At 64.7% G+C, this 24,240-nt stretch carries 21 protein-coding genes, 1 other RNA gene and 1 pseudogene; 12 read left to right on the forward strand and 11 right to left on the reverse strand.

Annotated elements, in window-relative coordinates:
- Window positions 1–39: 39 nt before the first annotated feature.
- The 3 genes from ACCQ13_RS06505 to ACCQ13_RS06515 all read right to left on the reverse strand — a co-directional run bounded on the left by ACCQ13_RS06505 (window position 40) and on the right by ACCQ13_RS06515 (window position 2,918).
- A non-coding RNA gene (locus ACCQ13_RS06505) (sX9 sRNA) lies at window positions 40–115 on the reverse strand.
- 77 nt (window positions 116–192) lie between these two features.
- Complete coding sequence (gene purB / locus ACCQ13_RS06510) at window positions 193–1,560, reverse strand: adenylosuccinate lyase (protein ID WP_104601774.1); 1,368 nt, start codon at window positions 1,558–1,560, stop codon at window positions 193–195.
- 35 nt (window positions 1,561–1,595) lie between these two features.
- Window positions 1,596–2,918, reverse strand: a complete 1,323-nt coding sequence (locus ACCQ13_RS06515) for a hemolysin family protein (RefSeq protein WP_159406861.1) — start codon at window positions 2,916–2,918, stop codon at window positions 1,596–1,598.
- Between the two features lie 285 nt (window positions 2,919–3,203).
- Here ACCQ13_RS06515 and ACCQ13_RS06520 point away from each other — a divergent pair, with 285 nt between their 5' ends.
- Window positions 3,204–4,610, forward strand: a complete 1,407-nt coding sequence (locus ACCQ13_RS06520) for a class II fumarate hydratase (RefSeq protein WP_159406862.1) — start codon at window positions 3,204–3,206, stop codon at window positions 4,608–4,610.
- A 119-nt stretch (window positions 4,611–4,729) separates the two neighbouring features.
- Here ACCQ13_RS06520 and ACCQ13_RS06525 read toward each other — a convergent pair whose 3' ends face one another.
- The 7 genes from ACCQ13_RS06525 to ACCQ13_RS06555 form a co-directional block, all read right to left on the reverse strand.
- A complete protein-coding gene (locus tag ACCQ13_RS06525; RefSeq protein ID WP_167526845.1) occupies window positions 4,730–5,152 on the reverse strand; it encodes a hypothetical protein in 423 nt (140 codons plus the stop codon).
- A 72-nt stretch (window positions 5,153–5,224) separates the two neighbouring features.
- Window positions 5,225–5,758 (reverse strand): DUF2884 family protein, encoded by a 534-nt coding sequence (locus ACCQ13_RS06530; protein WP_159406863.1) that lies wholly within the window; start codon window positions 5,756–5,758, stop codon window positions 5,225–5,227.
- A gap of 23 nt (window positions 5,759–5,781) precedes the next feature.
- The gene (locus tag ACCQ13_RS06535; RefSeq protein WP_104601769.1) at window positions 5,782–6,600 is read right to left on the reverse strand and encodes a DUF4097 family beta strand repeat-containing protein; all 819 of its coding nucleotides are present in this window, start codon (window positions 6,598–6,600) and stop codon (window positions 5,782–5,784) included.
- 10 nt (window positions 6,601–6,610) lie between these two features.
- On the reverse strand, window positions 6,611–7,597 hold the full coding sequence (locus tag ACCQ13_RS06540; RefSeq protein ID WP_104601768.1) for an ABC transporter permease: 987 nt from the start codon (window positions 7,595–7,597) through the stop codon (window positions 6,611–6,613).
- Window positions 7,594–8,469 carry an ABC transporter ATP-binding protein gene (locus tag ACCQ13_RS06545; RefSeq protein ID WP_104601767.1) on the reverse strand — a complete coding sequence of 292 codons (876 nt, stop codon included), beginning with the start codon at window positions 8,467–8,469 and terminating at the stop codon, window positions 7,594–7,596. The genes ACCQ13_RS06540 and ACCQ13_RS06545 overlap by 4 nt, the downstream gene beginning before the upstream one ends.
- Window positions 8,466–8,828, reverse strand: coding sequence for a GntR family transcriptional regulator (locus ACCQ13_RS06550; RefSeq protein WP_159406864.1), 363 nt, complete (start codon window positions 8,826–8,828; stop codon window positions 8,466–8,468). Before ACCQ13_RS06550 ends, ACCQ13_RS06545 begins: the two co-directional genes overlap by 4 nt.
- Before the next feature lie 2 nt (window positions 8,829–8,830).
- Window positions 8,831–9,079 (reverse strand): hypothetical protein, encoded by a 249-nt coding sequence (locus tag ACCQ13_RS06555; RefSeq protein WP_104601765.1) that lies wholly within the window; start codon window positions 9,077–9,079, stop codon window positions 8,831–8,833.
- 135 nt (window positions 9,080–9,214) lie between these two features.
- Here ACCQ13_RS06555 and ACCQ13_RS06560 point away from each other — a divergent pair, with 135 nt between their 5' ends.
- The 11 genes and pseudogenes from ACCQ13_RS06560 to ACCQ13_RS06610 all read left to right on the forward strand — a co-directional run bounded on the left by ACCQ13_RS06560 (window position 9,215) and on the right by ACCQ13_RS06610 (window position 21,173).
- Complete coding sequence (locus tag ACCQ13_RS06560; protein WP_159406865.1) at window positions 9,215–9,772, forward strand: glutathione peroxidase; 558 nt, start codon at window positions 9,215–9,217, stop codon at window positions 9,770–9,772.
- A 90-nt stretch (window positions 9,773–9,862) separates the two neighbouring features.
- Window positions 9,863–10,834, forward strand: a complete 972-nt coding sequence (locus ACCQ13_RS06565) for an FKBP-type peptidyl-prolyl cis-trans isomerase (protein WP_104601763.1) — start codon at window positions 9,863–9,865, stop codon at window positions 10,832–10,834.
- A 24-nt stretch (window positions 10,835–10,858) separates the two neighbouring features.
- A complete protein-coding gene (locus tag ACCQ13_RS06570) occupies window positions 10,859–12,208 on the forward strand; it encodes a UDP-glucose dehydrogenase family protein (RefSeq protein ID WP_104601762.1) in 1,350 nt (449 codons plus the stop codon).
- Window positions 12,201–12,437, forward strand: coding sequence for a SlyX family protein (locus tag ACCQ13_RS06575; RefSeq protein ID WP_024939344.1), 237 nt, complete (start codon window positions 12,201–12,203; stop codon window positions 12,435–12,437). Before ACCQ13_RS06570 ends, ACCQ13_RS06575 begins: the two co-directional genes overlap by 8 nt.
- An 18-nt stretch (window positions 12,438–12,455) precedes the next feature.
- Window positions 12,456–13,166, forward strand: coding sequence for a DUF2058 domain-containing protein (locus ACCQ13_RS06580; RefSeq protein WP_337999780.1), 711 nt, complete (start codon window positions 12,456–12,458; stop codon window positions 13,164–13,166).
- 71 nt (window positions 13,167–13,237) lie between these two features.
- Entirely contained in the window at window positions 13,238–15,346 is a 2,109-nt protein-coding gene (locus ACCQ13_RS06585; protein WP_159406866.1) for an acyltransferase family protein, read from the forward strand.
- 242 nt (window positions 15,347–15,588) lie between these two features.
- Window positions 15,589–16,311 carry a transporter gene (locus ACCQ13_RS06590; protein WP_372372406.1) on the forward strand — a complete coding sequence of 241 codons (723 nt, stop codon included), beginning with the start codon at window positions 15,589–15,591 and terminating at the stop codon, window positions 16,309–16,311.
- Window positions 16,312–16,575: 264 nt separating this feature from the next.
- Window positions 16,576–17,664, forward strand: a pseudogene (locus ACCQ13_RS06595) (LacI family DNA-binding transcriptional regulator); the annotation flags it as partial.
- 13 nt (window positions 17,665–17,677) lie between these two features.
- Window positions 17,678–18,988, forward strand: coding sequence for an L-fucose:H+ symporter permease (fucP, locus tag ACCQ13_RS06600; RefSeq protein WP_104601757.1), 1,311 nt, complete (start codon window positions 17,678–17,680; stop codon window positions 18,986–18,988).
- On the forward strand, window positions 18,985–19,971 hold the full coding sequence (locus tag ACCQ13_RS06605; protein ID WP_167526846.1) for a carbohydrate kinase family protein: 987 nt from the start codon (window positions 18,985–18,987) through the stop codon (window positions 19,969–19,971). Before fucP ends, ACCQ13_RS06605 begins: the two co-directional genes overlap by 4 nt.
- On the forward strand, window positions 19,968–21,173 hold the full coding sequence (locus tag ACCQ13_RS06610) for an AGE family epimerase/isomerase (protein ID WP_104601755.1): 1,206 nt from the start codon (window positions 19,968–19,970) through the stop codon (window positions 21,171–21,173). The genes ACCQ13_RS06605 and ACCQ13_RS06610 overlap by 4 nt, the downstream gene beginning before the upstream one ends.
- 135 nt (window positions 21,174–21,308) lie before the next feature.
- On the opposite strand, the gene metH is transcribed toward ACCQ13_RS06610, so the two are convergent.
- Window positions 21,309–24,062: a methionine synthase gene (metH, locus tag ACCQ13_RS06615; protein WP_274392073.1), complete on the reverse strand. Its 2,754-nt coding sequence runs from the start codon at window positions 24,060–24,062 to the stop codon at window positions 21,309–21,311.
- Window positions 24,063–24,240: the final 178 nt, after the last annotated feature.

A 24,240-nucleotide genomic window follows, 5' to 3' on the forward strand; every position in this document is an offset into this window, starting at 1 on the left:
TCCGGCACGGCCATTGTCTGCATTCCATCCGTTTGGAGCGGCCCACAACGCGTCGCGGGCAGTCATCAGGTGGGACGGATGGTGCGCTCAGAACCGGAGCGTGGCCGGGGCACATGCCGATTCCGGGTGCCGTTCGCGCCCGTAGAGTGGTTGCGCCGTAGAGTGGTTGTGCCGTAGAGTGGTTGGCCGCGTCTAGATCGCGCGCGCCAACTGCTCGGCCAGGCCGGTGTAGCCGCCCGGAGTGAGTGCACGCAGGCGCTGCTTGTCGTCTTCCGGCAGCTGCAGGCGTTCCACGAAGGCCTGCATTGAGGCGGCGGTGATGCCTTGGCCGCGGGTCAGCGCCTTCAATTGCTCGTACGGGTTGGGCAGGCCATGGCGGCGCATCACCGTCTGCACAGCTTCGGCCAGCACTTCCCAGGCCGCGTCCAGGTCCGCGTCCAGGCGCTGTGGATTGACGGTCAGCTTGCCCAAGCCCTTGGCCAGCGAATCCAGCGCCACCTGGGTGTGGCCGAACGCCGTGCCGAGCGCGCGCAGCACGGTGGAGTCGGTGAGGTCGCGCTGCCAGCGGCTGATCGGCAATTTGGCGGAAAAATGCTCGAACAAGGCATTGGCGATGCCGAAGTTGCCTTCCGCATTTTCGAAGTCGATGGGGTTGACCTTGTGCGGCATGGTCGAGGACCCGACTTCGCCTTCCTTCAACTTCTGCTTGAAGTAGCCCAGCGAGATATAGCCCCAGATATCGCGCGCCAGATCGATCAGGATGGTGTTGGCGCGGCGGGCGGCATCGCCGATCTCGGCGACGTTGTCGTGCGGCTCGATCTGGGTGGTGTAGGGGTTGAACACCAGGCCCAGGCTCTCGACGAACCGCCGTGCGAACGCCGCCCAGTCCAGCTGCGGGTACGACACCAGGTGCGCGTTGTAGTTGCCGACCGCGCCGTTGATCTTGCCGGTCAGCTCGACCGCGGCGATCTGCGTGCGCTGGCGTTCCAGGCGCGCCACCACGTTGGCGATTTCCTTGCCCAGCGTGGTGGGCGAGGCGGTCTGGCCATGGGTGCGCGACAGCATGGGCTGGGCCGCCTGCGCATGCGCCAGGCGGCGCAGCGAGGCGACGATGCCGTCCAGCGTGGGCAGCAGCACCTCGCGCCGGGCCTGTTCCAGCATCAGGCCGTAGCTGAGGTTGTTGATGTCCTCGCTGGTGCACGCAAAGTGCACGAATTCCAGTGCCGGGCCCAGCTCGGCGTCGTCGGTGAGCTGCTCCTTGATGAAGTACTCCACCGCCTTGACGTCGTGGTTGGTGGTGCGCTCGATCTCCTTGACGCGGGCGGCGTGGGTGACGCTGAAGCCATCGGCCAGCGCACGCAGGCGCTGCGCGGCGCTGGCCGAAAACGGCGCCAGCTCGGCGATGCCCGGTTCGGCGGCCAGGGCCAGCAGCCACTCGATCTCGACCTTCACCCGCGCCTTGATCAGGCCATATTCGGAGAAGATCGGGCGCAATGCATCCACCTTGGAGGCGTAGCGGCCGTCGAGCGGGGACAGGGCGAGCAGGGCGGAATCCGACATGGGCAGGGCACTGGGAAGCTGGCGGGGCCGATATTCTACGCCGCCCCGGCCTCGGCTTCGCCCACCGGCCGCACCGTCACCGCCTGGATGCGGTGGCCAGCCATGCGCCGCACGGTCAGCGCGTGGCCGTCCAGCTCCAGGGTCTCGCCTTCGTCGGGCAGCCGCTGCAACTGATGCACGATCAGCCCGCCGACCGAATTGACATGATCCGGGGCGCTCAGATCCTGGCCGAGCAGGCGCTCCAGGCGGAAGATCGAGGTGCTGCCGGCCACCAGCAGCGAGCCGTCCTGGCTGCGCACCGGGGCATCGCGCACCACATGGCGGTGTTCGTCCTCGATCTCGCCCACCACCACTTCCAGCAGGTCTTCCAGGGTGAAGAAGCCCAGGATGCGGCCTTCGTCCTCCACGCACAGCGCCAGATGGGTGGTGCCGGTGCGGAATTCTTCCAGCGCATGCGGGATCGGCGTCTCCAGGGTCAGCAGGGTGGCTGGGCGCAGCAGCGGGCGCAGGTCGTCCAGGTCCTGGCCACGTGCCATCGCCACCAGCAGATCCTTGGTGTGCAGGATGCCCAGCACCTGCTCGCCGTCGGTGTCGAACCAGGGGTAGCGGCTGTAACGCGACTCGCTGAATTCGGCGAGTACCGCATCCAGATCCATGCCCTCGCGCAGGCTGCGCAGGTGCTCGCGCGGGCGCATCAGGTCGCCGGCCACCAGGTCCGGTAGCTCCAGTGCGTGGCTCATCAGCGTCAGCCCATGGTCGGGCGCGGGCGCATTCGGATCCTGGCGGCCCACGATCAGCTTGAGTTCCTCGCGCGAGTAGCGGTGCGACTGATGTTCGATATCGCCCCAACCCAGCCGCCGTAACAGGCCGTTGGCACTGGTGTTGAGCAGCCAGATCGCCGGGAACATGATCCAGTAGAAGACATACAGCGGCGCCGCAGTCCACAGCGACATCCGCTCCGGACGGCGGATCGCCATGGTCTTGGGCGCCAGTTCGCCCAGCACGATGTGCAGGAACGAGATCAGGCTGAAGGCGATCGCCAGCGCGGTGAACTGCGCGGCTTCCGGCGACAGGCCAAGCCTGTCGAACAGCGGCTGCAGCAGATGCGCGAAGGCCGGTTCGCCCACCCAGCCGAGGCCAAGCGAGGCCAGGGTGATCCCCAGCTGGCAAGCCGACAGATACGCATCCAGGTGCGCATGCACGTCGAGCAACAACCGCCCGCGCCACCCGTTGTTCTGTGCCAAGCCCACCGCCTGGGTATGCCGCAGTTTGACCAATGCAAACTCGGCGGCAACGAAGAATCCGTTCAACAGCACCAGCAGCAGCGCGACGAACAGCAGCAAGACGTTACCGAGCATATCCGCCTCCGCAACGATCGATTGCAGTGCCCGAATGCATCAGCGCGGGCAGGGGCGAAACGGTGGGGTGTACAGCAAAGCACGACACGCTCGGTGCGTTTCTACAGTCAGGGTCGTCGCCCATGGCGGCGTGGTACCTCGGATGGATGATTCGGCAGTCTAGCCCACGCAGTGCGACGACACGGTCGCAACGGGGGAGCGGGTATCGTAGGCGGCCTTGCCAGCGTGGGCATGCCCGCGGCCAGCCATTGCGTCACCACAAATCACCAATTGCGGAGAGTGCAGATGAGCGAACGTTTCAGGACCGAACACGACAGCATGGGCGAATTGCAGGTGCCCGCGGATGCGCTATGGGGCGCGCAGACCCAGCGCGCCGTACAGAATTTCCCGGTCTCCGGTCAGCCGATGCCGCGCGGTTTCGTTCGCGCGCTGGGGCTGATCAAGGCCGCTGCGGCGAGCGTCAACGCCGACCTGGGGTTGTTGCCCAAGGCGATCGCCAGGACCGTGCAGGAGGCGGCCTTGCAGGTGGCCGACGGCGCGCATGACGCGCAATTCCCGATCGATGTGTACCAGACCGGCTCGGGTACTTCGTCCAACATGAATGCCAACGAGGTGATCGCCACGCTCGCCACGCGGGCTGGCAAGTCCACGGTGCATCCCAACGACCACGTCAACCTGGGACAGAGTTCCAACGACGTGGTGCCTACCGCGATCCGTGTCTCCGCCCTGCTTGCCGTGCAGGAGCACCTGCAGCCGGCGCTGAAGCATCTGCGCAAGACCATCGACAAGCGCGCCAGATCGCTGGACAAGATCGTCAAAACCGGGCGCACTCATTTGATGGATGCGATGCCGCTGACGTTCGGGCAGGAATTCGGTGCCTGGTCTGCGCAACTGCGCTCGGCGCAGGAGCGGATCGATGACGCGCTCAAGCGCCTGCGCCGGTTGCCGCTGGGCGGCACCGCGATTGGCACCGGCATCAATGCTGATCCGCGCTTTGGCGCAAAAGCCGCCAAGGCCTTGTCGAGCCTGAGCGGGGCCAGGTTCGAAAGCGCGGAAAACAAGTTCGAAGGCTTGGCCGCGCAGGACGATGCGGTGGAATTGTCCGGCCAGCTCAATGCGCTGGCGGTGGCGCTGATCAAGATCGCAAATGATTTGCGCTGGATGAATGCCGGACCGTTGGCCGGGCTGGGAGAGATCGAGTTGCCGGCGTTGCAGCCGGGCAGCTCGATCATGCCGGGCAAGGTCAACCCGGTGATTCCCGAGGCCACGGTGATGGCCTGCGCCCAGGTCATCGGCCACCACACCGCCATCACGGTGGCCGGGCAGACCGGCAATTTTCAGTTGAACGTGACCCTGCCACTGATTGCCTACAACCTGCTGGATTCGATCACCTTGCTGAGCAATGTGTCGCGTCTGTTGGCCGACTCCGCCATTGCCGGCTTGAAGGTGCGTCAGGAGCGCGTGCGCGAGGCGCTGGATCGCAATCCGATCCTGGTGACCGCGTTCAATCCCCTCATCGGCTACGAAAAGGCGGCCGCGATCGCCAAGCGCGCCTACAAGGAGCAGCGCCCGGTGCTGGAGGTGGCCAAGGAAGACAGCGGACTGAGCGAAGCCGAACTGCGGCGATTGCTGGACCCGGCCGCGCTGACGCGCGGGGGGATCCAGGCCGGCAGCAGTGGAAGCGGTGGCTGACAACCGCAGCGTGCGCGCGTAGGAGCGCACCCGGGCGCGATGGGGCGTTGTCGATAAAGCCCTGTCGCGCCCAGGTTCGCTCCTACAGGACTTACGCGAATCCGCGGCCTCGCCAGGACTCAGTGCCGCTCCGCCTGCACGTTGCCGAAACTTTCGCGGTACGGCTGCAGTGACGGGATTTCCTCCAGCAGCTCTCTACTGATTTGTTGGATCTCCGGAGTGGCGGTCAATTTGATCGACTTGTAACCCGGGTCCGGGCCAGCGTCGTTGATCGCTTGTTGGCGCAGCATCTGCAGGTGCCCGAACAGCAGTTGCAGCTTGGCGCGGGTCGGCTCCTTCTGCGGTAGCGCGATATCGTCGATCTTGAGCGTGCCGTCCGGGGTGATCTCCGCATTGGCGGCGGGCGGGCGGCGAATCATCACCGATTGCGTGGTGATGGCCACGCGCGGCTTGCCACGTTCGGCGCGCCGGGACGACTGATCGCCGCAGGCGGACAGGGTGCACAGCAATAGCGCCATGCAGAGCATCACGAACTTGTTCATGGAATCGGTGGGTCGAGGGGAGTGCACCAGTGTAATCCCGCCGCGCGTTGCGGGTGCCGGTGCATGCGGCGCTCACTTGCGGCAGTCGGCAACATCCTTTTGGGTGAGATTGGCATACGGGCCGAATTCGGGCACCGCAGTGGCGGCGGCATCCTGCGCACCGCGCAGCTTGTCCAGCTGGTCGCAGATCAGCATGGCCTTCTGTTTGAAGGTTGCCGCTTCGGCTTCGATCTTGTCGCCAATCTGGTCGGGGTTGCCGCTCAGTACGCCTTTGAGCGCTTCACCGGCGGCATGCGCGCCGAATGCCGCGCCCTGCGTGCCGATATCGATGCCCTTGGCCGCAACGCCCTGGATCTGCGCGTAGTAATGGCGCATCGCCTGATGCTGCACCTGGTTCAAGTTCACCGCCTTGCTGTCGATGCTGAGCGCACCGTCGGCACTGATGGTCGCCGCCGGCAAGCCGCTGCGCTTGAGCGTCACGCTCTTGCCGTTGAAGCTCACGCCGCCGCCGCTGTCATTCTCGCCCGAGACCACGACCTTCGGCTCGGACTTGCCGCAGCCTACCAGTAACACGCTGGCCATTACCGCAGAAATCAGGAGTTTCATCCGCTATTTCCCCAAGTGAAGGATTACTTGCCGGTCGGCACGCGCGTGGTGCCGGTCACGTCGCTGACATTGACATCGCCGCTGCCCTTGCGCGCAACGCTGACATCGCCGCGGATGTTGTGGATGTCGAGCGCGCCGGAATTGATCGCTTCCACGGTAACGTTGCCCTGCACATCGTGGACCTCTACATCACCCGATCCGATCGTGCCCAGCTTCACATTGCCGGCCACGCCACGCAGTTTGACCTCGCCGGAGCCGACCTTGCCGATCTCGGCTGCACCATGGATCTGCCTGGCCTTCAGGTCGCCCGAGCCGACGCTTAGCACGCGCAGCGCACCGATGTCCTCCAGCTCGACGTCGCCGGAACCCACCTTGGCGGTAACACGCCCCTTGCTGCGGCGAATGACCATGTCGCCGGAGCCGACGTCGGCGCTGACCGCTGCGGCGCCGGCGATCTGGGCATCGCCGGAACCCACATCGAATTGCACCAGCACCGTGTTGGGCACGCTGCCGCGCAGATCCAGGTAGGAATAGCTTTCCCCGAAGGAAAACCGGCGGTCATCGTTCAAGGTGACCACCAGCTTGTCGCCAACACGCTTCTGGGTCACGGTCAGGCCCTTGAGCAGTTCCGCCCTGGCAGCACAGGCGCGCCCGCCCAGTTTTCCACCACTGCTCGGCAACGCGTCCAGATGCAGGTCGTTGGAGCCGACTTCGAACAACACCGATTTCACGCCGGTCAGTTGCAGTTCCAGGCTGCGCGGCTCGGAAAACTTGCACTGCTCTTCCGCTGCGGCGGCGCCGGGCAGGGCAAGCAGGATGGACAGGGTCAGAGGCAGGCGCATACGGTGTCCTTCAGGCTTCGGAGCGCCGGCGGCGCAGGTAGATGGAGGCAGCGATCAGCGCAGCACCGATGGCGGCACCGATCCAGATATCGACATTGCCGTAGACGCGCGCGCTGTCGGTGTGCTGCAGGGCCCACTGCACCAGGTCGCTGGGGTTCTGCAGGGTGCTGCTGTCCAGGTTGCCGCTGACCGCACGCGCCGACCAGGTGCCGGGCAGGGCGCTGAGCAGGCCGCGGTAGCCGACGATGTACCAGATCCAGCCGATCGGCAGCGACACGCCCGGCATTGCCGACAGGATGCTCAGCATCACGCAGGCCAGCAGCGGGAACAGCACCGCCCACAGGAACGGCTTGCTGCTGGCCCACGCGGAGCAGAACATCAGCCAGCCGACGGTGGGCAACGACCACAACAGGCTCATCGGCACGGTTTTGAGCAGCAACCACAGCATCGCGAACGGATGCGAGTGCGTGGCCATCGCCCAGGGGCTGGGCGCACCGGCGATCAGGGCGCCGCCGATGGCGATCAGCCACAGCGCCAGGCCCACCACCAGGCCGATCGCGATGGCAATCAGCGGCGCCAGCAGCAGCGCCCAAGCCGCCTTGGACAGCACGGTCTGCACATCCGACACCGGCAACGACTTCCAGAACAGCACGCTGCGGTCGCGGCGGTCGTCGTACAGGCTACCCAGCGAATAGAAGAACACCACGAAGGCCAGTACCACCGAGGCGATGCCGATGCCGCCCAGCAGCAGGCCGTCGCCCACCTGGCCCAGGGTGCGGGTGTATTCGGCCATGTCGCCCAGGTGGACGCTGTCGCCGACCATGTTGCGGCGCGCGGTGATCGCGCCGATCACCGCGCCCAGCAGCGCGAAGAACACCGCGATGCCGCCGGTGATGAGCTGCGCCCAGACGAAGCCGCCACGATGTTCCCAGTATTCGCGCTTGAGCAGCCAGGCGAAGGTGCGCGAGGAGGATGCTTGGTGGGTCATGGCATTCATGCGTAGGTCCCCTTCATGACGGCTACAAACAGGTCGGCCAGGCCGGGATTGCGGGTTTCTCCAACGCCGGCGAGCTGTGCCTTGGGCACTCCGTCGAACAGCATCACGGTCTTGCCGAACGGCAGGCTGCGCTCGTCGATCGGCCTGAGCGCACGCGCGGTGTCCACCTGCTCGGCGCTGACCAGCACTTCGGTGTAGCGCTCGGCCACGTCTTCCATGTCGGCGGTCAGCACGATGCGGCCGTCGCGGATGAACATCACATCGGTGAGGATGTGTTCGATCTCTTCTACCTGGTGGGTGGTGACGATAATGGTCTTCTGTTCGTCGAAGTAGTCCTCCAGCAGGCGCTGGTAGAACTGCTTGCGGTACAGGATGTCCAGGCCCAGGGTGGGTTCGTCCAGCACCAGGATGCGCGCGTCGATGGCCATCACCAGCGCCAGGTGCAGCTGCACGATCATGCCCTTGGACAGCTCGCGCACCCGCGCGCTGCGGTTGAGCTGGGTATTGGCCAGGAAACGCTCGCACTTGGCGCGATCGAAGCGCGGGTGCACGCCGGCCACGAAGTCGATCGCTTCGCCCACCCGCAGCCAGCGCGGCAGCACCGCCACGTCGGCGATGAAGCAGACCTGATTCATCAGCGCGTTGCGCTGCGTGCGCGGGTCCATGCCCAGCACGCGCAGCTCGCCGTCGAAATCGGTCAGGCCCAGTACGGCCTTGAGGGCCGTGGTCTTGCCGGCGCCGTTGGGGCCAATCAATCCGACGATGCGACCGGCAGCGATGGTGAAGCTGGTGTTGTCCAGCGCCAGTCGGTGTTTGTAGGCCTTGCGCAGGCCGCGGGCGTCGACGACAAGGTCGGTGGAGACGGCGGTCATGGTGTTTTCCCCTGTGGCAACAGATCGTCGATGGACAGGCCCAGCCGCTGGATCCGTTCCAGCACCGCCGGCCATTCTTCGTTCAAGAAGCGCTCGCGCTCGCTTCCGCGCAGCTTCTGTGCGGCTTCCGGGGTCATGAACATCCCCAGGCCGCGACGTTTTTCCACCAGATTCTCGTCGGCCAGTTCCTGATAGGCGCGAGAGACGGTGATGGGATTGAGTTGGTAGTCAGCGGCCACCTGCCGTACCGAGGGCAGGGCGTCTCCAGGTTTGAGGATTCCATCGAGCATCATGGCAATGACCCGGTCCTTGAGTTGGCGATAGATGGGAGCGCCGTCGCTCCATTGAATGTCGTTCATGGTCAGCTCCGTGGACGCAGAACCTGCGCGAAGGAGAAATAGGGCATCGACAGCGAGGCGCGCGGATGCCGGTCGGGCCGGCTGCGCGCTTCGGGGGGAGTTGTCGCGTTTTCCGTAACCGCCTCCGACACGCCATAATCGGCGCCGGACTCCGTGACCTGACTGGAAGCGGCTCCCAGGCAACCAATGGCAAACAGGGTGCTGCCGAACAGCAACAGCGGAACTGGTCGCGTGGTGCGTGTGCTGTTCATGCTTTCCCCCTGCGTTGGATGACTGGTGTTGTATTCAACTATAACACCGACACGCAGCCCGTCAACTGCTTGTCGTACCCAACTGATGGCACCCCTCGCGCAGGCCGGGTTGCCGCCCACTTCCAAGGAATCGCCATGGTCATGAAACGTCTGCTGATGCTTGTTATTGCTGGCTTTTTCGCTGGGTCGGCGGTGGCCGCCGACGCGCCATTGCTGGATCTGGACTACCGCCCGTTGGCCGGCAAGGCGCCCATCAACCTGAACCGTAGCTACGGCGGCAAGGTGCTGATGGTGGTCAATACCGCCAGCAAGTGCGGCTACACCCCGCAGTACGAAGCCCTGGAAGCACTCAATCAGCGTTTCGGCAGCCGTGGCTTTTCGGTGCTGGGCTTCCCGTCCAACGATTTCCGGGGGCAGGAACCGGGATCGGAGAAGCAGATCCAGGAATTCTGCACACTGACCTACGGCGTCAAGTTCCCCATGTTCGAGAAGGTGCATGTGTTGGGCAAGGAGGCCACGCCGCTGTACCAGCGGCTGACCCAGGCGACCGGCGTGGCGCCGGGCTGGAACTTCCACAAGTATCTGGTCGCTCGCGATGGGCGCGTGGTGGCGCAGTTCCCCAGCAAGATCAAGCCGGACGATCCGAGCGTGCTGGCGGCAATCGAACGCGAGCTCAATGCGCCCTCGCGCTGAGCGCGGCTCTCGCAACGCCGCGTGCGCATGCGACAATGCCTGTTCAGCGCCGTCGGCGGCGTGTCTTTTCACTTTCGGGAAGTGCATCGAATGAAGATGGGAAAGCGCGGCGCGGCGGCGTCGCTACTGATGGTGGCAATGGCGGCTTCGGTGCCGGCGATGTCGCAGCAACCGGCCGCAGCGGCCACCAAGGAGAAGCCAGTTTTGAATGCATCGTCTGAGAAGAGCACGCGCGACAACGTCAGCTACGCCATCGGCATGGACGTGGCGCGTTCGTTCGAGCCGATTGCCCAGGACATCGATCTGGGTGCGATGCAGCGCGCCATCGAAAATGCGTTCAAGGGTGGCAAGCCGCTGTTGTCCGACGAGCAGACCCAGGCCACCGACACCGCCTTGCGCACCGCGCTGGCGGCCCGCAACGGCCAGCAGGTGCCGGGCATGGCACCGGGTTCGGCGCCTGCCACGCCTTCGAAGGAAAACGTCGGCCTGATGCTGGGCGACCGTGCGGTGGGTCCGTCGTTGGCCGGCATCAAGGACGAGATCGACCTGCCGATCCTGATGGACGCCGTGCGAACCGTGTTCGCCAAGGGCACCACGCGCCTGACCCAGCAGGAAGCGGCCGCCACCATGCAGGCGTTTGCTGCTGCCAAGCAGGGCGCTGCCGGTGCCAAGAATCGCGAAGAAGGCAATGCTTTCCTGGCCAAGAACAAGGCCGAGAAGGGCGTCATCACCACCGCGTCCGGCCTGCAGTACATGGTGCTGCGCCAGGGCAGCGGCGAGCGCCCGATGCGTACCAACAAGGTTCGCGTGAACTACGAAGGCAAGCTGCTCAATGGGCAGGTGTTCGACAGTTCCTACCAGCGCGGCCAGCCGGCCGAGTTCGGGCTGGACCAGGTCATTGCCGGCTGGACCGAAGGCGTTGCGTTGATGCCGGTCGGTTCGAAATATCGTTTCTGGATTCCATCCAACCTGGCCTATGGCCCGAACGGCACGCAAGGGGGGCCGATCGGACCGGATGCAACGTTGACGTTCGATGTCGAACTGATGGGTATCCTTCCCTGATCCCCCACAGGAGTACCCCCACCCATGCGAGTTGCGATCTTTGGTACCGGTTATGTTGGTCTTGTCACCGGTACCTGTCTGGCCGAAGTAGGTCATCACGTCATCTGCGTGGATATCGACCAGGCGAAAGTTGATGGTCTCAATCGTGGGGTGATTCCCATCTACGAACCCGGCCTGGAGCCGATGGTGAAAGCCAACCACGCCTCTGGCCGGTTGCGCTTCACCAGCGACGCCGCCGAGGCGATTGCGCACGGCGAAATCACCTTCATCGCCGTGGGCACGCCGCCGGACGAAGACGGCAGTGCCGACCTGCAGTACGTGCTGGCCGTTGCGCGCACGGTCGGCCGCCATATCGATGGGCCAGCGATCGTGGTCAACAAGTCCACCGTGCCGGTCGGCACCGCCGACAAGGTGCGCGCGGCGATCCAGGAAGAGCTGGATGCACGCGGCGTGGAGCATGAATTCGATGTGGTTTCCAACCCCGAGTTCCTCAAGGAAGGCGATGCGGTGGCCGACTGCATGCGACCGGACCGCATCGTGATCGGCGCCAGGAAGCCGGCGGCGATCGCGCGGATGCGTCGCCTGTACGCGCCGTTCAACCGCAACCGCGATCGCATCGTGGAAATGGACGTGCGTTCGGCCGAGCTGACCAAGTACGCGGCCAACGCGATGCTGGCGACCAAGATCAGTTTCATGAACGAGATCGCCAATATCGCCGAGCGTGTCGGTGCGGACGTCGAGCATGTGCGTAACGGCATCGGCTCGGATCCACGCATCGGCTGGCACTTCATCTATCCCGGCGCCGGTTATGGCGGCTCGTGCTTCCCCAAGGACGTGCAGGCACTGGCCAAGACCGCCGAGCAGTACGGCATGCAGCCGACCCTGCTCAATGCGGTGGAAAGCGTCAACAACGCGCAGAAGGGGCACCTGTTCGAGCTGGTGCAGCGTCACTACGGTGGCGAAGGTTCCGGCAGCATCGCCGGCAAGACGTTTGCGGTGTGGGGCCTGGCGTTCAAGCCCAACACCGACGACATGCGTGCGGCCTCCAGCCGTCGCCTGATGGCGCAGCTGTGGGAAGCCGGTGCCAAGGTGCGCGCCTACGACCCGGAAGCGACCCACGAGGCCAAGCGCATCTTCGGCGAGCGTGACGACCTGACCTTCTGCGACAACGCGTTCTCTGCATTGGAAGGCGCCGATGCGTTGGTCGTGGTCACCGAGTGGAAGCAGTTCCGCAGCCCGGATTTCAGCAAGATCAAGCAGGCGTTGACGGACGACGTCGTGTTCGACGGCCGCAACCTGTACGACCCGCAGGAAATCGAAGCTGCAGGACTGGCGTACTACGCTATCGGACGAGGCCGTTCGTTGCATGCATGAGCAACTCTCGCCGCGCGACCAGGAACTGGATGCGCGGTTGGTGGAACTGGAAACGCGCCTCTCCTTTCAGGAGCAGGCGCTCAATGAGCTGAGTGAAGCGCTTGCGGACGCCCGGTTGACGGGCGCCCGCAACGCCGAACTGATCCGCCACTTGCTCGAGGATTTGGGCAAGGTGCGCTCCACGTTGTTTGCCGATGCGGCCGATGAACCGCCGCCGCCGCACTATTGATTGCAGATTGCCACCGCCATGAGCGATACCTTACGTGACCAGTTGCTTGGCCTGGGCTTCAAGTCCGCGCCCAAGCCCGAACGCAAACCCGACGCACGGCCTGCCGCGCGTCCACATGGCAAGGGTGGCAAGCCCGCACCCGGCGGCAACACGCCGGGTGGCCAGGGCCGGGGACCGCAGCGGCCGCACGCCGCCGCGGCCACCGACGGCGGCAACCCACGCAAACACGACGGACGGCCCGGTGGGCCGCGTCCGCCGCATGCCGCCACCGATCGGCGCGGTCCCAGGCCCGCCCGCACGCGCGAAGACATCGACCTGGCCAAGGCCTATGCGATCCGTGCGCAGCGCGAAAAGGACGAGCGCATCGAAGCGGAGCGGTTGAAGCAGGAAGAAGCCCGCCTGCGCCGCGAAGCCAAGACCAAGCTGGAAGCGCTGCTCAAGGACAAGGGCCTGAACCATGCCGAGGCCGATATCGCCCGGCATTTCCCGTATGGCGGCAAGATCAAGCGCATCTACGTCACCGCCGATCAGCTCAAGGCGCTCAACGCTGGCGAGTTGGGCGTACTGCAGCTCAACGGGCGCTATCTGCTGGTGACTGCCGAAGTACTGGCCGAAGCCGAAGCGGTGTTCGCGCCTTCGGTTGCACTGAAGGTGGACCCTGATGCACCGGCAAGCGAGGATCCGTACGCGGATCCGCAGTATCAGGTGCCTGACGATCTTGTTTGGTGATATCTGTTGGCAAGTAAGGGCCAAAACGCAGGGCGCCGCAAGGCGCCCTTTGCGTATCCAGAAGGAAATTGATGGAGAAAACAGCGGCGTTTCGTGCACCGGGAAGCGGTTACTTTGCTTATATCGATGGACTGCGTGCGATCGCCGTCCTCGCGGTGATTGTGTATCACCTGGATGCCGACTGGCTGCCGGGCGGGTTCACCGGCGTCGACGTGTTCTTCGTGATTTCCGGGTTTGTCGTCAGCGCATCGGTCGATCGCTTGCCGCGACTCGAATGGCCTGCAGAACTGGCGCGGTTCTATGCGCGACGGCTGAGGCGCATCGCGCCGGCCTTGGTGGTTTGCCTGATCGGAACCGCGCTTGTGTCGGCGTTGTTCATTCCGAAATCGTGGCTGAGCGAGGCGAGTTCCGAAACTGGCCGAATGGCATTCGTCGGCTTCAGCAACTGGGTGCTGGCTGCGGCGGGGCACGACTATTTTTCGCCACGCGCCGAATTCAATCAATACACGCAAACCTGGTCGCTGGGCATCGAAGAACAGTTCTATCTGCTATTTCCGTGGATGTTTCTGTGCTGGAGGCGGGGCGGTAGCGGACGCCTTTGGTCGCTGGGTCTGTTTGTCGCTGCCACGGCTATCTCGCTGGGCTATGCGTGGCTGAGAGCGCGCTCGCCCGATCAGGCAGCCACCACGTTCTATCTCACGACGGCGCGCTTCTGGCAGCTGGGTGTCGGTGTGGTGACGTATCAGGCCCTGGTATTGTTGCGTGGTCGGCATGGTCAGTGCCTGTTCGATCGCGGGATTTCCATGCCGGCGCCATTACGCGCGCTGCTGCTGCTGACGGCGCTGACCTGTGTTGCTTACGGACTACGCTACGCGCGCCCAGGGCATTCGCCATGGAGTGATGGTGCATGGCCGGTGCTGGGAGCGTCAGGGTTGCTGTTGCTGTTGCATCGTCAAGCGGATAACCCGATAGGGCGGCTGTTGTCCGCGGCGCCGATGCTGGCCGTCGGACGTCTTTCGTATTCTCTGTATTTGTGGCATTGGCCGGTACTGGTGGTGCTGCGTTGGACGATTGGCCTGGATGCCTTCGCGACCAAGATGGTCGCGTTGCTGCTCACATGCCTGTGCGCCATCGCCTCTTATCGCTGGGTCGAACTTCCCTGGCGTCATCGTCGTCTGAACGTTGCAGCCAACGCCAGGTTGCTGGGGGTCGGTGTCGGTGCGCTGGTGCTCGCTGCTGGCGTGCAGCTGCTGGTGATAAAGACACAGCCCTATACCTCGCTCAGTGTGGTGAGCCGCAATCCGGGTGATTGGTATGCATACGCGCGTGGTCTGGATCAGGAAATTCCAGACTGCGAACTGTCGACCAGGAGCGTGTCGATCGGCGGATGGCGCACCAAGATATTCTCGCGCGGAACGTGCGTACTGCCGGTACACAACCATCGGCAGATCTTTGTGCTCGGCGACTCGCATGCGTTGTCCTACAGCGAAATGCTGCGCCGGTTCACCGTGATGGAAGGTGGCAGTGTGCGCCTTTACGGTGCCGCCGGTTGCGCGATTGCGCCAATGACGCCTGATCCGGGTGCGGCACGTTGTCGAGCATTCGTGCGGCAGATGCTGGACGACGTCATTGCCAATGCGCGTCCCGGTGATGTGCTGTTCCTTCCGGGACTGAGGGTGCCGCGTCTGGCCGAGCAGGACCAATTGTTCGATCTGTCTTTCAATACGTCCCGCTTGCATAGCGCGCAGGCGAGAGCACAGCGGCAACTGGAGGCAGAAGCGACAATCACATTGCTGGAGCCAGTGCAGGCCAACGGCGTGCACATCGTGCTGGAAGCACCCAAGCCGGTGCTCAAGGCGCCGGCATACCGGTGCTCTGACTGGTTCAACCGCGACAACCCCATTTGCGTCAACGGAATGCAGATCGAACGCAGTGTGATGGAACGCTACCGAGCGCCTGCGCTGGACGGGTTGCGCCAGATCGTGGTGGGGTTGGAGCGAGCCACCTTGTGGGATCCACTACCGCTGCTATGCGATGCGCATTGGTGCACGCCGGCCCTGCAGGGCAGGCCGTTATTCTTCGACGCCGATCATGTCAGTGGCTACGGCAACCGCGTGCTATTGCCCGACTTCACCGCGCATCTGCGCGCCTTGCCGGCGCAGAGGGTGGCCGGTCAGTAGGCGGCGCAGCGCGCTATACATGCCGGTCACGGCCGCAGCGGCAGCATGCGCGTCATTGCCGGTCCACGCAGCCAGGCATAGGCAGCTGCGTTGTCGCTCACTTTCTGCCGATGGTGCCGCGTATGTCCCAGTCCTCCCACGTTGTGCAAATTCGCGCCGTTGCGCAGGCGTCGTCGATGCCTGCTGCTGCGCTCAGTGGCCTGCGGCCACAGGCGGGTCGCTACCTCGCATTGGCCGGCGCCATAGTGCTGTTGTGCCTGGCTAGTCGACAGGCTTCCGCGCAGGCGGAGGATCCACCTGCATTCGATCGCCCCGGCCTTCCGTTTGCCGCCGACGTGTTGCAGCCCGGCGCGTTCGCCTGGGAGCAGGGCTTGCCGGATGCAAGTACCGACCGAGCCGATGGTCAGCGCACGACGCTCTACACCGCTGACACCGTGCTGCGTCTGGGGCTATCGCAACATGTGGAGCTGCAGCTCGGCAGCGACAGTTACAACTGGCAGCACGGCGGTGGCGCGCGCGTGCGCGGCGGAGGCGATAGCCATGTCGGGCTGAAGGTGGCCTTGCCGTCGCGCTCGGACAGCTTTCATTGGGCGGCGCTAGGCACCTATAGCGTGCCGACCGGCAGCCCCGCCTTCAGCGACGGCCATGCGCGCGAACTGGGGGTGACTGCATCCTGGGACCTTGCCCAACAACGTGCGCTGGCGCTGTACATCAACTATGCGCGTGACGATGACGGGCACAACTGGACCTTCGCGCCCAACTACACGTTCTTTTCCGGCGAACGCTTCAGCAGTTATGTGGAAGCGGGCGTGCAGACCGGCAGCGAGCACTCGCGTGTCGCCGGTGTCGGTGCTGCCTGGCAGTTGCCGCACGCAATGCAACTGGATGTCTCGGTCCTGCGCGGGCTGACATCGGAAAGCCCGGATTGGCAGGGTGGGCTCGGGTTGTCGATCGCCTTCCAGTAACGGGCTTGTTCGGCTCGACATAGGCACAGCGCCGCGCGACGAGGCCGTGCGCGCACGCAAGCCTCCAAAGCAGCAGTGCTGCGTGAGGACGTCGGCTGTCAGATGGGGGGGGGTCGATGCTGCACTGCCGCATGCATTGGGAGCGAGGAAAAGGCTTAATTGGATCGATCCAATTTCAGTCCATTGCATGCACGATGTCCACTCAGCGGGGGCGGGCGCTTGACGCGTTCCAGGCAGGTGCCGGCCGCGCCGGAGGCGGGCCAGACGCGCCCGGCGCGCCGTGGCGCGGTGACGCTGCGCGATATCGCCGGCGCGCTCGGCGTCTCGCGTGCCACCGTGTCGCTGGTGCTGCGTGGTAGCCCGCTGGTGCATGCCACGACCCGTGCACGGGTGGAAGCCGAGCTGGATCGGCAGCATTACGTCTATAACCGCGCTGCGGCCAATCTGCGGCAGCGCACCTCGTCCAGCATCGCGCTGGTCATCAACGATCTGTCCAATCCGTTCTTTGCCGAATTTGCGGCAGGTGTGGACGAGGCGCTGGGCGCGGCCGGGTATGTGACCCTGCTGGGCAGCACTGGCGAATCGACGCAGCGCCAGCATGCGGTGCTGACCTCGCTGATGGAGCACACCCCGGCCGGCATCATCCTCTCGCCCGCAGAAGGCAGCCAGGCACAGGCGCTGGCGCAGGTGGTCGGCCGCCAGCGCAACGTGGTGCTGTTCAACCGCGAAGTGGAAGGGGCGGGGTGGGATCTGCTGGCGCTGGACAACGAGCAGGGCGCCTTGCTCGCCTGTACCCATCTGATCGCGCAAGGACATCGGCAGATCGTGTTCTTCGGTGGCCATGCCGATTCCAGCTCATGCCGGCAGCGTCGCGCCGGCTACACGCGGGCAATGTCCGTGGCCGGGCTGGCGGTGCAGTATGTCGAATCGGCACCCAATCGCCAGGATGCCGCGTTGTGTGGCGCACGCATGCTCGATGGCGGCACGCACGGCGCCACTGCGGCGGTCTGCTACAACGATAGCGTTGCGCTGGGCCTGATGGCGGCCCTGGCGATGCGCGGCGTCGTGCCGGGGCGCGACTTCGCGGTGACCGGCTTCGACGATATCGCCGAGGCCGCGCTGTTCACGCCGGCGCTGACCACCCTGGCTGCCGATCCGCGCGCGCGTGGCCGTCAGGCTGCGCAACTGGTGCTGCAACGCATCGGCAGCCCCGACCTGGCGGTGCAGCGGCTCACCGCCGCGGTGGCGCTGAAGGTTCGCGCCAGCAGCGCCTGCGCGCCCATCGCTGCGGTCTTGCCCGCGCCTTTACGCCGTTCTCCCACCCATTCCCCCACCAAGGCCTCCGGCCGCTGACCAGGCAACTCCTATGGTTTCCCTTTCCACGCAATCCCCTGTGCCAAGCGGCAACAAGGCGCCCGTCAACAACCGCGTCGCGTTGTCGGTGGTCACCACGATCTTCTTCATGTGGGGCTTTCTCACCTGCCTCAACGACATCCTGATTCCGCATTTGAAGTCGGTGTTCGAGCTCAATTTCGCCCAGGCGATGCTGGTGCAGTTCACCTTTTTCGGCGCGTATTTCCTGATGTCGCTGCCGGCCGGTTGGCTGGTGAACCGGCTGGGCTACAAGCAGGGCATCGTGGCCGGGCTGGCCGTGGCGGCGGTCGGTGCCCTGGGCTTCTGGCCGGCGGCGGAGCTGCGTGTGTACGGCGCATTCCTCGGTGCGCTGTTCGTGCTGGCCACCGGCATCACCATCCTGCAGGTGGCGGCCAATCCCTATGTCGCGTTGCTGGGGCCAGAACGCAGCGCGTCCAGCCGGCTGACCCTGGCGCAGGCGCTCAATTCACTCGGCACCGCGATCGCGCCGTTGCTGGGCGGTTGGTTGATCCTGTCCAACAAGGTGATGAGCAGCGACGCGCTCAAGGCGCTGCCGGAACCCGAGCAGCTTGCCTACCGCGTGCAGGAAGCGCAGGCGGTGCAGGGCCCGTACATCGGCCTGGGCGTGGTGCTGTTCCTGCTGGCGATCTTCGTGTTCCTGTTCCGCCTGCCGGCATTGACTGACGCCGGCGCGCAGAAGCAAGAAAGCAAGCATTCGTTGCTGGATGCGCTGCGCCACCCGCATGTGCGCTTCGGCGTGCTGGCGATCTTCTTCTATGTCGGTGCGGAAGTGGCCATCGGCAGCCTGATGGTCAATTACTTCTCGTTGCCGGAGATCGGCGGGTTCACCGAGCGCGAGGCGACCAAGTACGTCTCGGCCTACTGGACGCTGGCAATGATCGGCCGCTTCGTCGGCTCGGCATTGCTGGCCAAGTTGTCGCCGCGCGTGCTGTTGTCGGTGTTTGGGGCGATCAACGTGCTGTTGCTGGGCGCGACCATGCTCAGCGGCGGCATGCTGGCGGTGTATGCGCTGGTGGCGATCGGGCTGTTCAATTCCATCATGTTCCCGACCATCTTCACCCTGGGCATCGAGCGCCTGGGCGCGCTGACCGGCCGCGCCTCCAGCCTGTTGATCATGGCCATTGTCGGTGGCGCGATCGTGCCGTACCTGCAGGGCCTGCTGGCCGACCGCATCGGCCTGCAGGAATCGTTCGTGCTGCCGCTGGTGTGCTACCTGTACATCGTGTTCTATGGCATCTGGGGTTCGCGCCTGCGTGGCGCCCTGGCGGAGGCGCGCGCATGAGTGCGGTCAGGAATCAGGTGATCTGCTTCGGCGAAGCCTTGATCGACATGCTGGCCTTGCCGCAGGCCGCCAGCGACGATGCGCGTACCTTCGCGCAATACGCCGGTGGTGCGCCGGCCAACGTGGCGGTGGCGGTGGCCAAGCTCGGCGGCGCGGCGCATTTTGTCGGCATGCTGGGCCGCGACATGTTTGGCGACTTCCTGCTGCAGAGCCTGCAGCAGGCAGGCGTGGCCACCGACGGCATCGTGCGCACCGACCAGGCCAAGACTGCGCTGGCGTTCGTCGCACTCGATGCCGCAGGCGAGCGCAGTTTCAGTTTCTACCGGCCGCCGGCGGCGGACCTGCTGTTCCGCGCCGACCATTTCGCCGCCGACGGCTTCGCGCAGGCAGCGGTGCTGCATGTGTGCTCCAACAGCATGACCGAGCCGGAGATCGCGCAGTGCACGCTCGATGGCATGCGCCGCGCGCGCGCGGCCGGCGCCATCGTCAGCCTGGACCTCAACCTGCGCCCGATGCTGTGGCCGCAGGACGTGAACCCGGCGCCGGTCCTGTGGGAGGCGCTGGCGCTGGCTGATGTGGTCAAGCTCTCGCGCGAAGAACTCGACTATCTGGCCGGCACCTTGAAGGCCGACGCTGGCGCGGTGACGCAGAAGCTGTGGCAGGGGCAGGCGCGTTGGCTGCTGGTCACCGACGGCGGTGGCCCGGTGCATTGGCAGACGCGTACCGATACGGGCCAGGTGCCAACCTTCGAGGTGCAGGTGCGCGACAGCACTGCGGCGGGCGATGCCTTCGTCGGCGGCCTGCTGTACCAGCTGGCAGCGCGTGCAATTCCGCTTGAGCAGCTGTGCGGCGACCCTACGACGATGGCCGAGGTGATCCGCTTCGCCGCCGCCGTCGGTGCGTTGGCGGTGACGCGCAAGGGCGCGTTTGCAGCGATGCCCGGCATCGATGACGTCCATACCCTGATCCAGGAACAAGCATGAGCCCGTTGCCCGCTTCCCCCACACCCGATTTCCGTTCGGCCGACGTCCTGCGCCAGCACATCGCCGACACCATGGCGTTCTACCACCCGCGCGCGATCGATCCGGCCGGTGGCTTCTTCCAGTATTTCAAGGATGACGGCAGCATCTACGATGCCGGGCACCGGCATCTGGTGAGCAGTACGCGCTTCGTCTTCAACTATGCGATGGCCTACCGCGAATTCGGTAACCCCGAGTATCTGGAAGCCGTGCGTCACGGCCTGGATTACCTGCGCAACGTGCATCGCAATGCCGCCACCGGCGGTTATGCCTGGACGCTGCGCGATGGCGTGGTGGAAGACGACATGAACCATTGCTACGGCGTGGCGTTCGTGCTGCTGGCGTATTCGTGCGGGCTGAAGACCGGCATCGCCGAGGCGCGTGCGTGGATGGACGAAACCTGGCAGCTGCTGGAGAAACACTTCTGGGAGCCGGAATTCGGCTTGTACCGCGATGAAGCCGATGCCCAGTTCAACTTCACCACGTATCGCGGCCAGAACGCCAACATGCACATGTGCGAGGCGATGATCGCCGCGTACGAGGCCAGCGGCGAGCAGCGCTATCTCGATCGCGCATTGCAGCTGGCCGACAACATGACCCGGCGTCAGGCGGCCAAGGCCGATGGTCTGGTGTGGGAGCATTACGACCCGCAGTGGAACATCGATTGGGACTATAACCGCGACAATCCCAAGCATCTGTTCCGTCCCTGGGGCTTCCAGCCAGGCCACCAGACCGAATGGGCCAAGCTGCTGATGCTGCTGGATCGTTATGCACCCATGGACTGGTTGTTGCCGACCGCGCAACACCTGTTCGACGTGGCGGTGGAGCGTTCGTGGGATGCGCAGCGCGGCGGGCTGTACTATGGCTTCGCGCCGGATGGCCAGGTGTGCGACGACGACAAGTATTTCTGGGTGCAGGCTGAGTCGCTGGCTGCGGCGGCCTTATTGGCACAACGCAGTGGCGATGAACGCTATTGGCAGTGGTACGACAAGCTGTGGGACTACTCGTGGAAGCACATGATCGACCACCGTTACGGTGCGTGGTATCGCATCCTGGATGCGGACAACCGCAAGTACAGCGACGAGAAGAGCCCGGCCGGCAAGACCGATTACCACACCATGGGTGCCTGCCACGAAGTGCTGAACGTGCTGCGCCCGGCGACTTGATGCGCATGTGATCTCGTAGGAGCGCACCTGGGCGCGATGGGGCTTTACCGGTACGGCCTCGTCGCGCCCAGGTGCGCTCCTACACCGGTACAGCCCCGTCGCGCCCGGGTGCGCTCCTACGCTTGCGTGCCGTGCTTATTCGGGGTCGTAATCCAGATTGGACGCCAGCCAGCGTTCGGCCAACGCCAGGGTGATGCCCTTGCGCTTGGCGTAATCGGCAACCTGTTCCTTGCCCAGCCGCCCGACTACGAAGTACTGGCTCCTGGGATGGCTGAAGTAATAGCCCGACACCGCTGCAGTGGGCAGCATGGCAAAGCTCTCGGTCAGCGACATGCCGGCATGCCGCTCGGCGGCGAGCAAGTCGAACAGCATGCGCTTTTCGCTGTGTTCGGGGCAGGCCGGATAGCCGGGCGCCGGGCGGATGCCGCGATAGCGCTCGGCGATCAGCGCCTCGTTGTCCAGGTGCTCATCGTCCACATAGCCCCAGAACTCGGTGCGCACACGCTGATGCAGGCGCTCGGCCAGCGCTTCGGCCAGACGGTCGGCCAGGGCCTTGAGCAGGATGGAGTTGTAGTCGTCGTGCGCGGCTTCGAAGCGGGCGATGTGCGGATCGATACCAAGGCCGGCCGTGACCGCGAACGCGCCGATCCAGTCCTGCTTGCCGCTGTCCTTGGGCGCGATGAAATCGGCCAGGCAGAAATCCGGGCGATCGATGGGTTTGTCGACTTGCTGGCGCAAGAAATGCAGGGAATGGGGAATGGAGAATCGGGAGTGGTCGGGTGCCGATGCATCGCCTTGCGATTCCCGATTCCCGATTCCAGATTGCGAAGGCTCTGTCAGCACCACAACATCATCGCCTACCGCATTGGCCGGCCACAGCCCGAACACCGCCTTGGCCGTGAGCCATTTTTCGGCAACGATCTGCTTGAGCATGCGCCGCGCATCGCGATACAGCTCGCTGGCCTGGGGGCCGACGAGCTCGTCGCTGAGGATGGCCGGAAACTTGCCGGCCAGTTCCCAGGCCTGGAAGAACGGGGTCCAGTCGATCAGCTCCACCAACTTGGCCAGCGGGTAGTCGTCGAAGACGTGCAGGCCCGGCTGGCGCGGCGTGAGCGGCGTGTAGTTGCTCCAATCGCCATCGAACCGTTGCGCGCGCGCCTTTTCCAGCGACACCAGCCGCTTGGCGTCGCCACGGTTGCGATGACGCGCGCGGATCTCCGCGTAGTCGGCATCGTTGGCGGCCACGAACGCCTGGCGCAGGTCGCGCGAAATCAGCGATTGCGCCACGCCCACCGCGCGCGAGGCATCCTTTACCCACACGGTGGGTGCACTGTAGTGCGGGTCGATCTTCAGCGCGGTATGCGCACGCGAGGTGGTGGCACCACCGATCAACAAGGGAATCTCGAAGCCCTGGCGCTGCATCTCGCGTGCGACGTGCGACATCTCTTCCAGCGAGGGTGTAATCAGCCCGGACAGCCCGATCAGATCCGCATGTTCTTCGCGTGCGCGGTCCAGGATCACCTGCGCGCTGACCATCACACCCAGGTCCACCACATCGAAGTTGTTGCAGGCCAGTACCACGCCGACGATGTTCTTGCCGATGTCGTGCACATCGCCCTTGACCGTGGCCATGATGATCTTGCCGTTGGACTTGCCAACATCGCCGGTGCGCAGTTTTTCCGCTTCGATGAAGGGCAGCAGGTAGGCAACGGCTTTTTTCATCACGCGTGCGGACTTGACCACCTGCGGCAGGAACATCTTGCCGGCGCCGAACAGGTCGCCGACAACATTCATGCCGTCCATCAGCGGGCCTTCGATCACATCCAGCGGGCGGGTGGACTGCTGGCGCGCCTCTTCGGTATCCGTTTCCACATAGGCGTCGATACCGTGCACCAGTGCATGCGCCAGACGTGCACGCACCGCCTTGTCACGCCAGGCCAGGTCTTCGGCTTTCGATGCCCCCTTGGTGCCCTTGTAGCGCTCGGCGATGTCCAGCAACCGTTCGGTGCCGTCGCGGCGCCGGTTGAGGATCACGTCCTCCACGCGCTCGCGTAGCTCCGGGTCCAGCTCGTCGTAGATCGGCATGCCACCGGCATTGACGATGCCCATGTCCATGCCGGCCTTTATCGCATGGAACAGGAACACCGAATGGATCGCCTGGCGCACGCTTTCGTTGCCACGGAACGAGAAGGACACGTTGGAGACGCCGCCGGAGATATGGCAGTGCGGCAGCGTGCGCTTGATCTCGCGCGTGGCCTCGATGAAGTCCACCGCGTAGTTGTCGTGTTCCTCGATGCCGGTGGCCACGGCAAAGATGTTCGGATCGAAGATGATGTCTTCCGGCGGGAAGCCCACCTGCTCGGTCAGCACGGTGTAGGCGCGCGTGCAGATTTCCACCTTGCGCGCGCAGGTATCGGCCTGGCCCACTTCATCGAAGGCCATCACCACTGCGGCAGCGCCGTAGCGAAGTACCTTGCGCGCCTGTTCGATGAAGACCGCTTCGCCTTCCTTGAGCGAGATCGAATTGACCACGCTCTTGCCTTGCAGGCATTTCAGGCCGGCTTCGATCACCGTCCACTTGGACGAATCCACCATTACCGGGATGCGCGCGATGTCCGGCTCGGACATGATGAGGTTGAGAAAGCGGGTCATCGCCTTTTCGGAATCGATCAGGCCTTCGTCCATGTTGACGTCGAGGATCTGCGCGCCGTTGGCGACCTGCTGGCGCGCCACCTCTACCGCCTCTTCGTAGCGCTCTTCCTTGATGAGTTTGCGGAACTGCGCGCTGCCGGTCACGTTGGTGCGCTCGCCGACGTTGACGAACAGCAGGTCCGGGGTGATGACCAGCGGCTCCAGCCCGGACAGGCGGGTGTAGCGGGGAGTGCTCATGCAAGCCTCTGCTGGACGGTGACGGCGCGATCGGTTTTGATGGATTGGTGTCTATGGCCCTGCGATGGCGTGCGGTGGAATGCGGCCCTCATCCGGCGCTGCGCGCCACCTTCTCCCGCAACCGGGAGAAGGGTGATTGGCTGCGCAGGGCGGGTCTTTGTGGCAAGCCAAGCCATAC

Source organism: Xanthomonas sp. NCPPB 1638, assembly GCF_041475635.2.
GTDB lineage: Bacteria > Pseudomonadota > Gammaproteobacteria > Xanthomonadales > Xanthomonadaceae > Xanthomonas > Xanthomonas cucurbitae.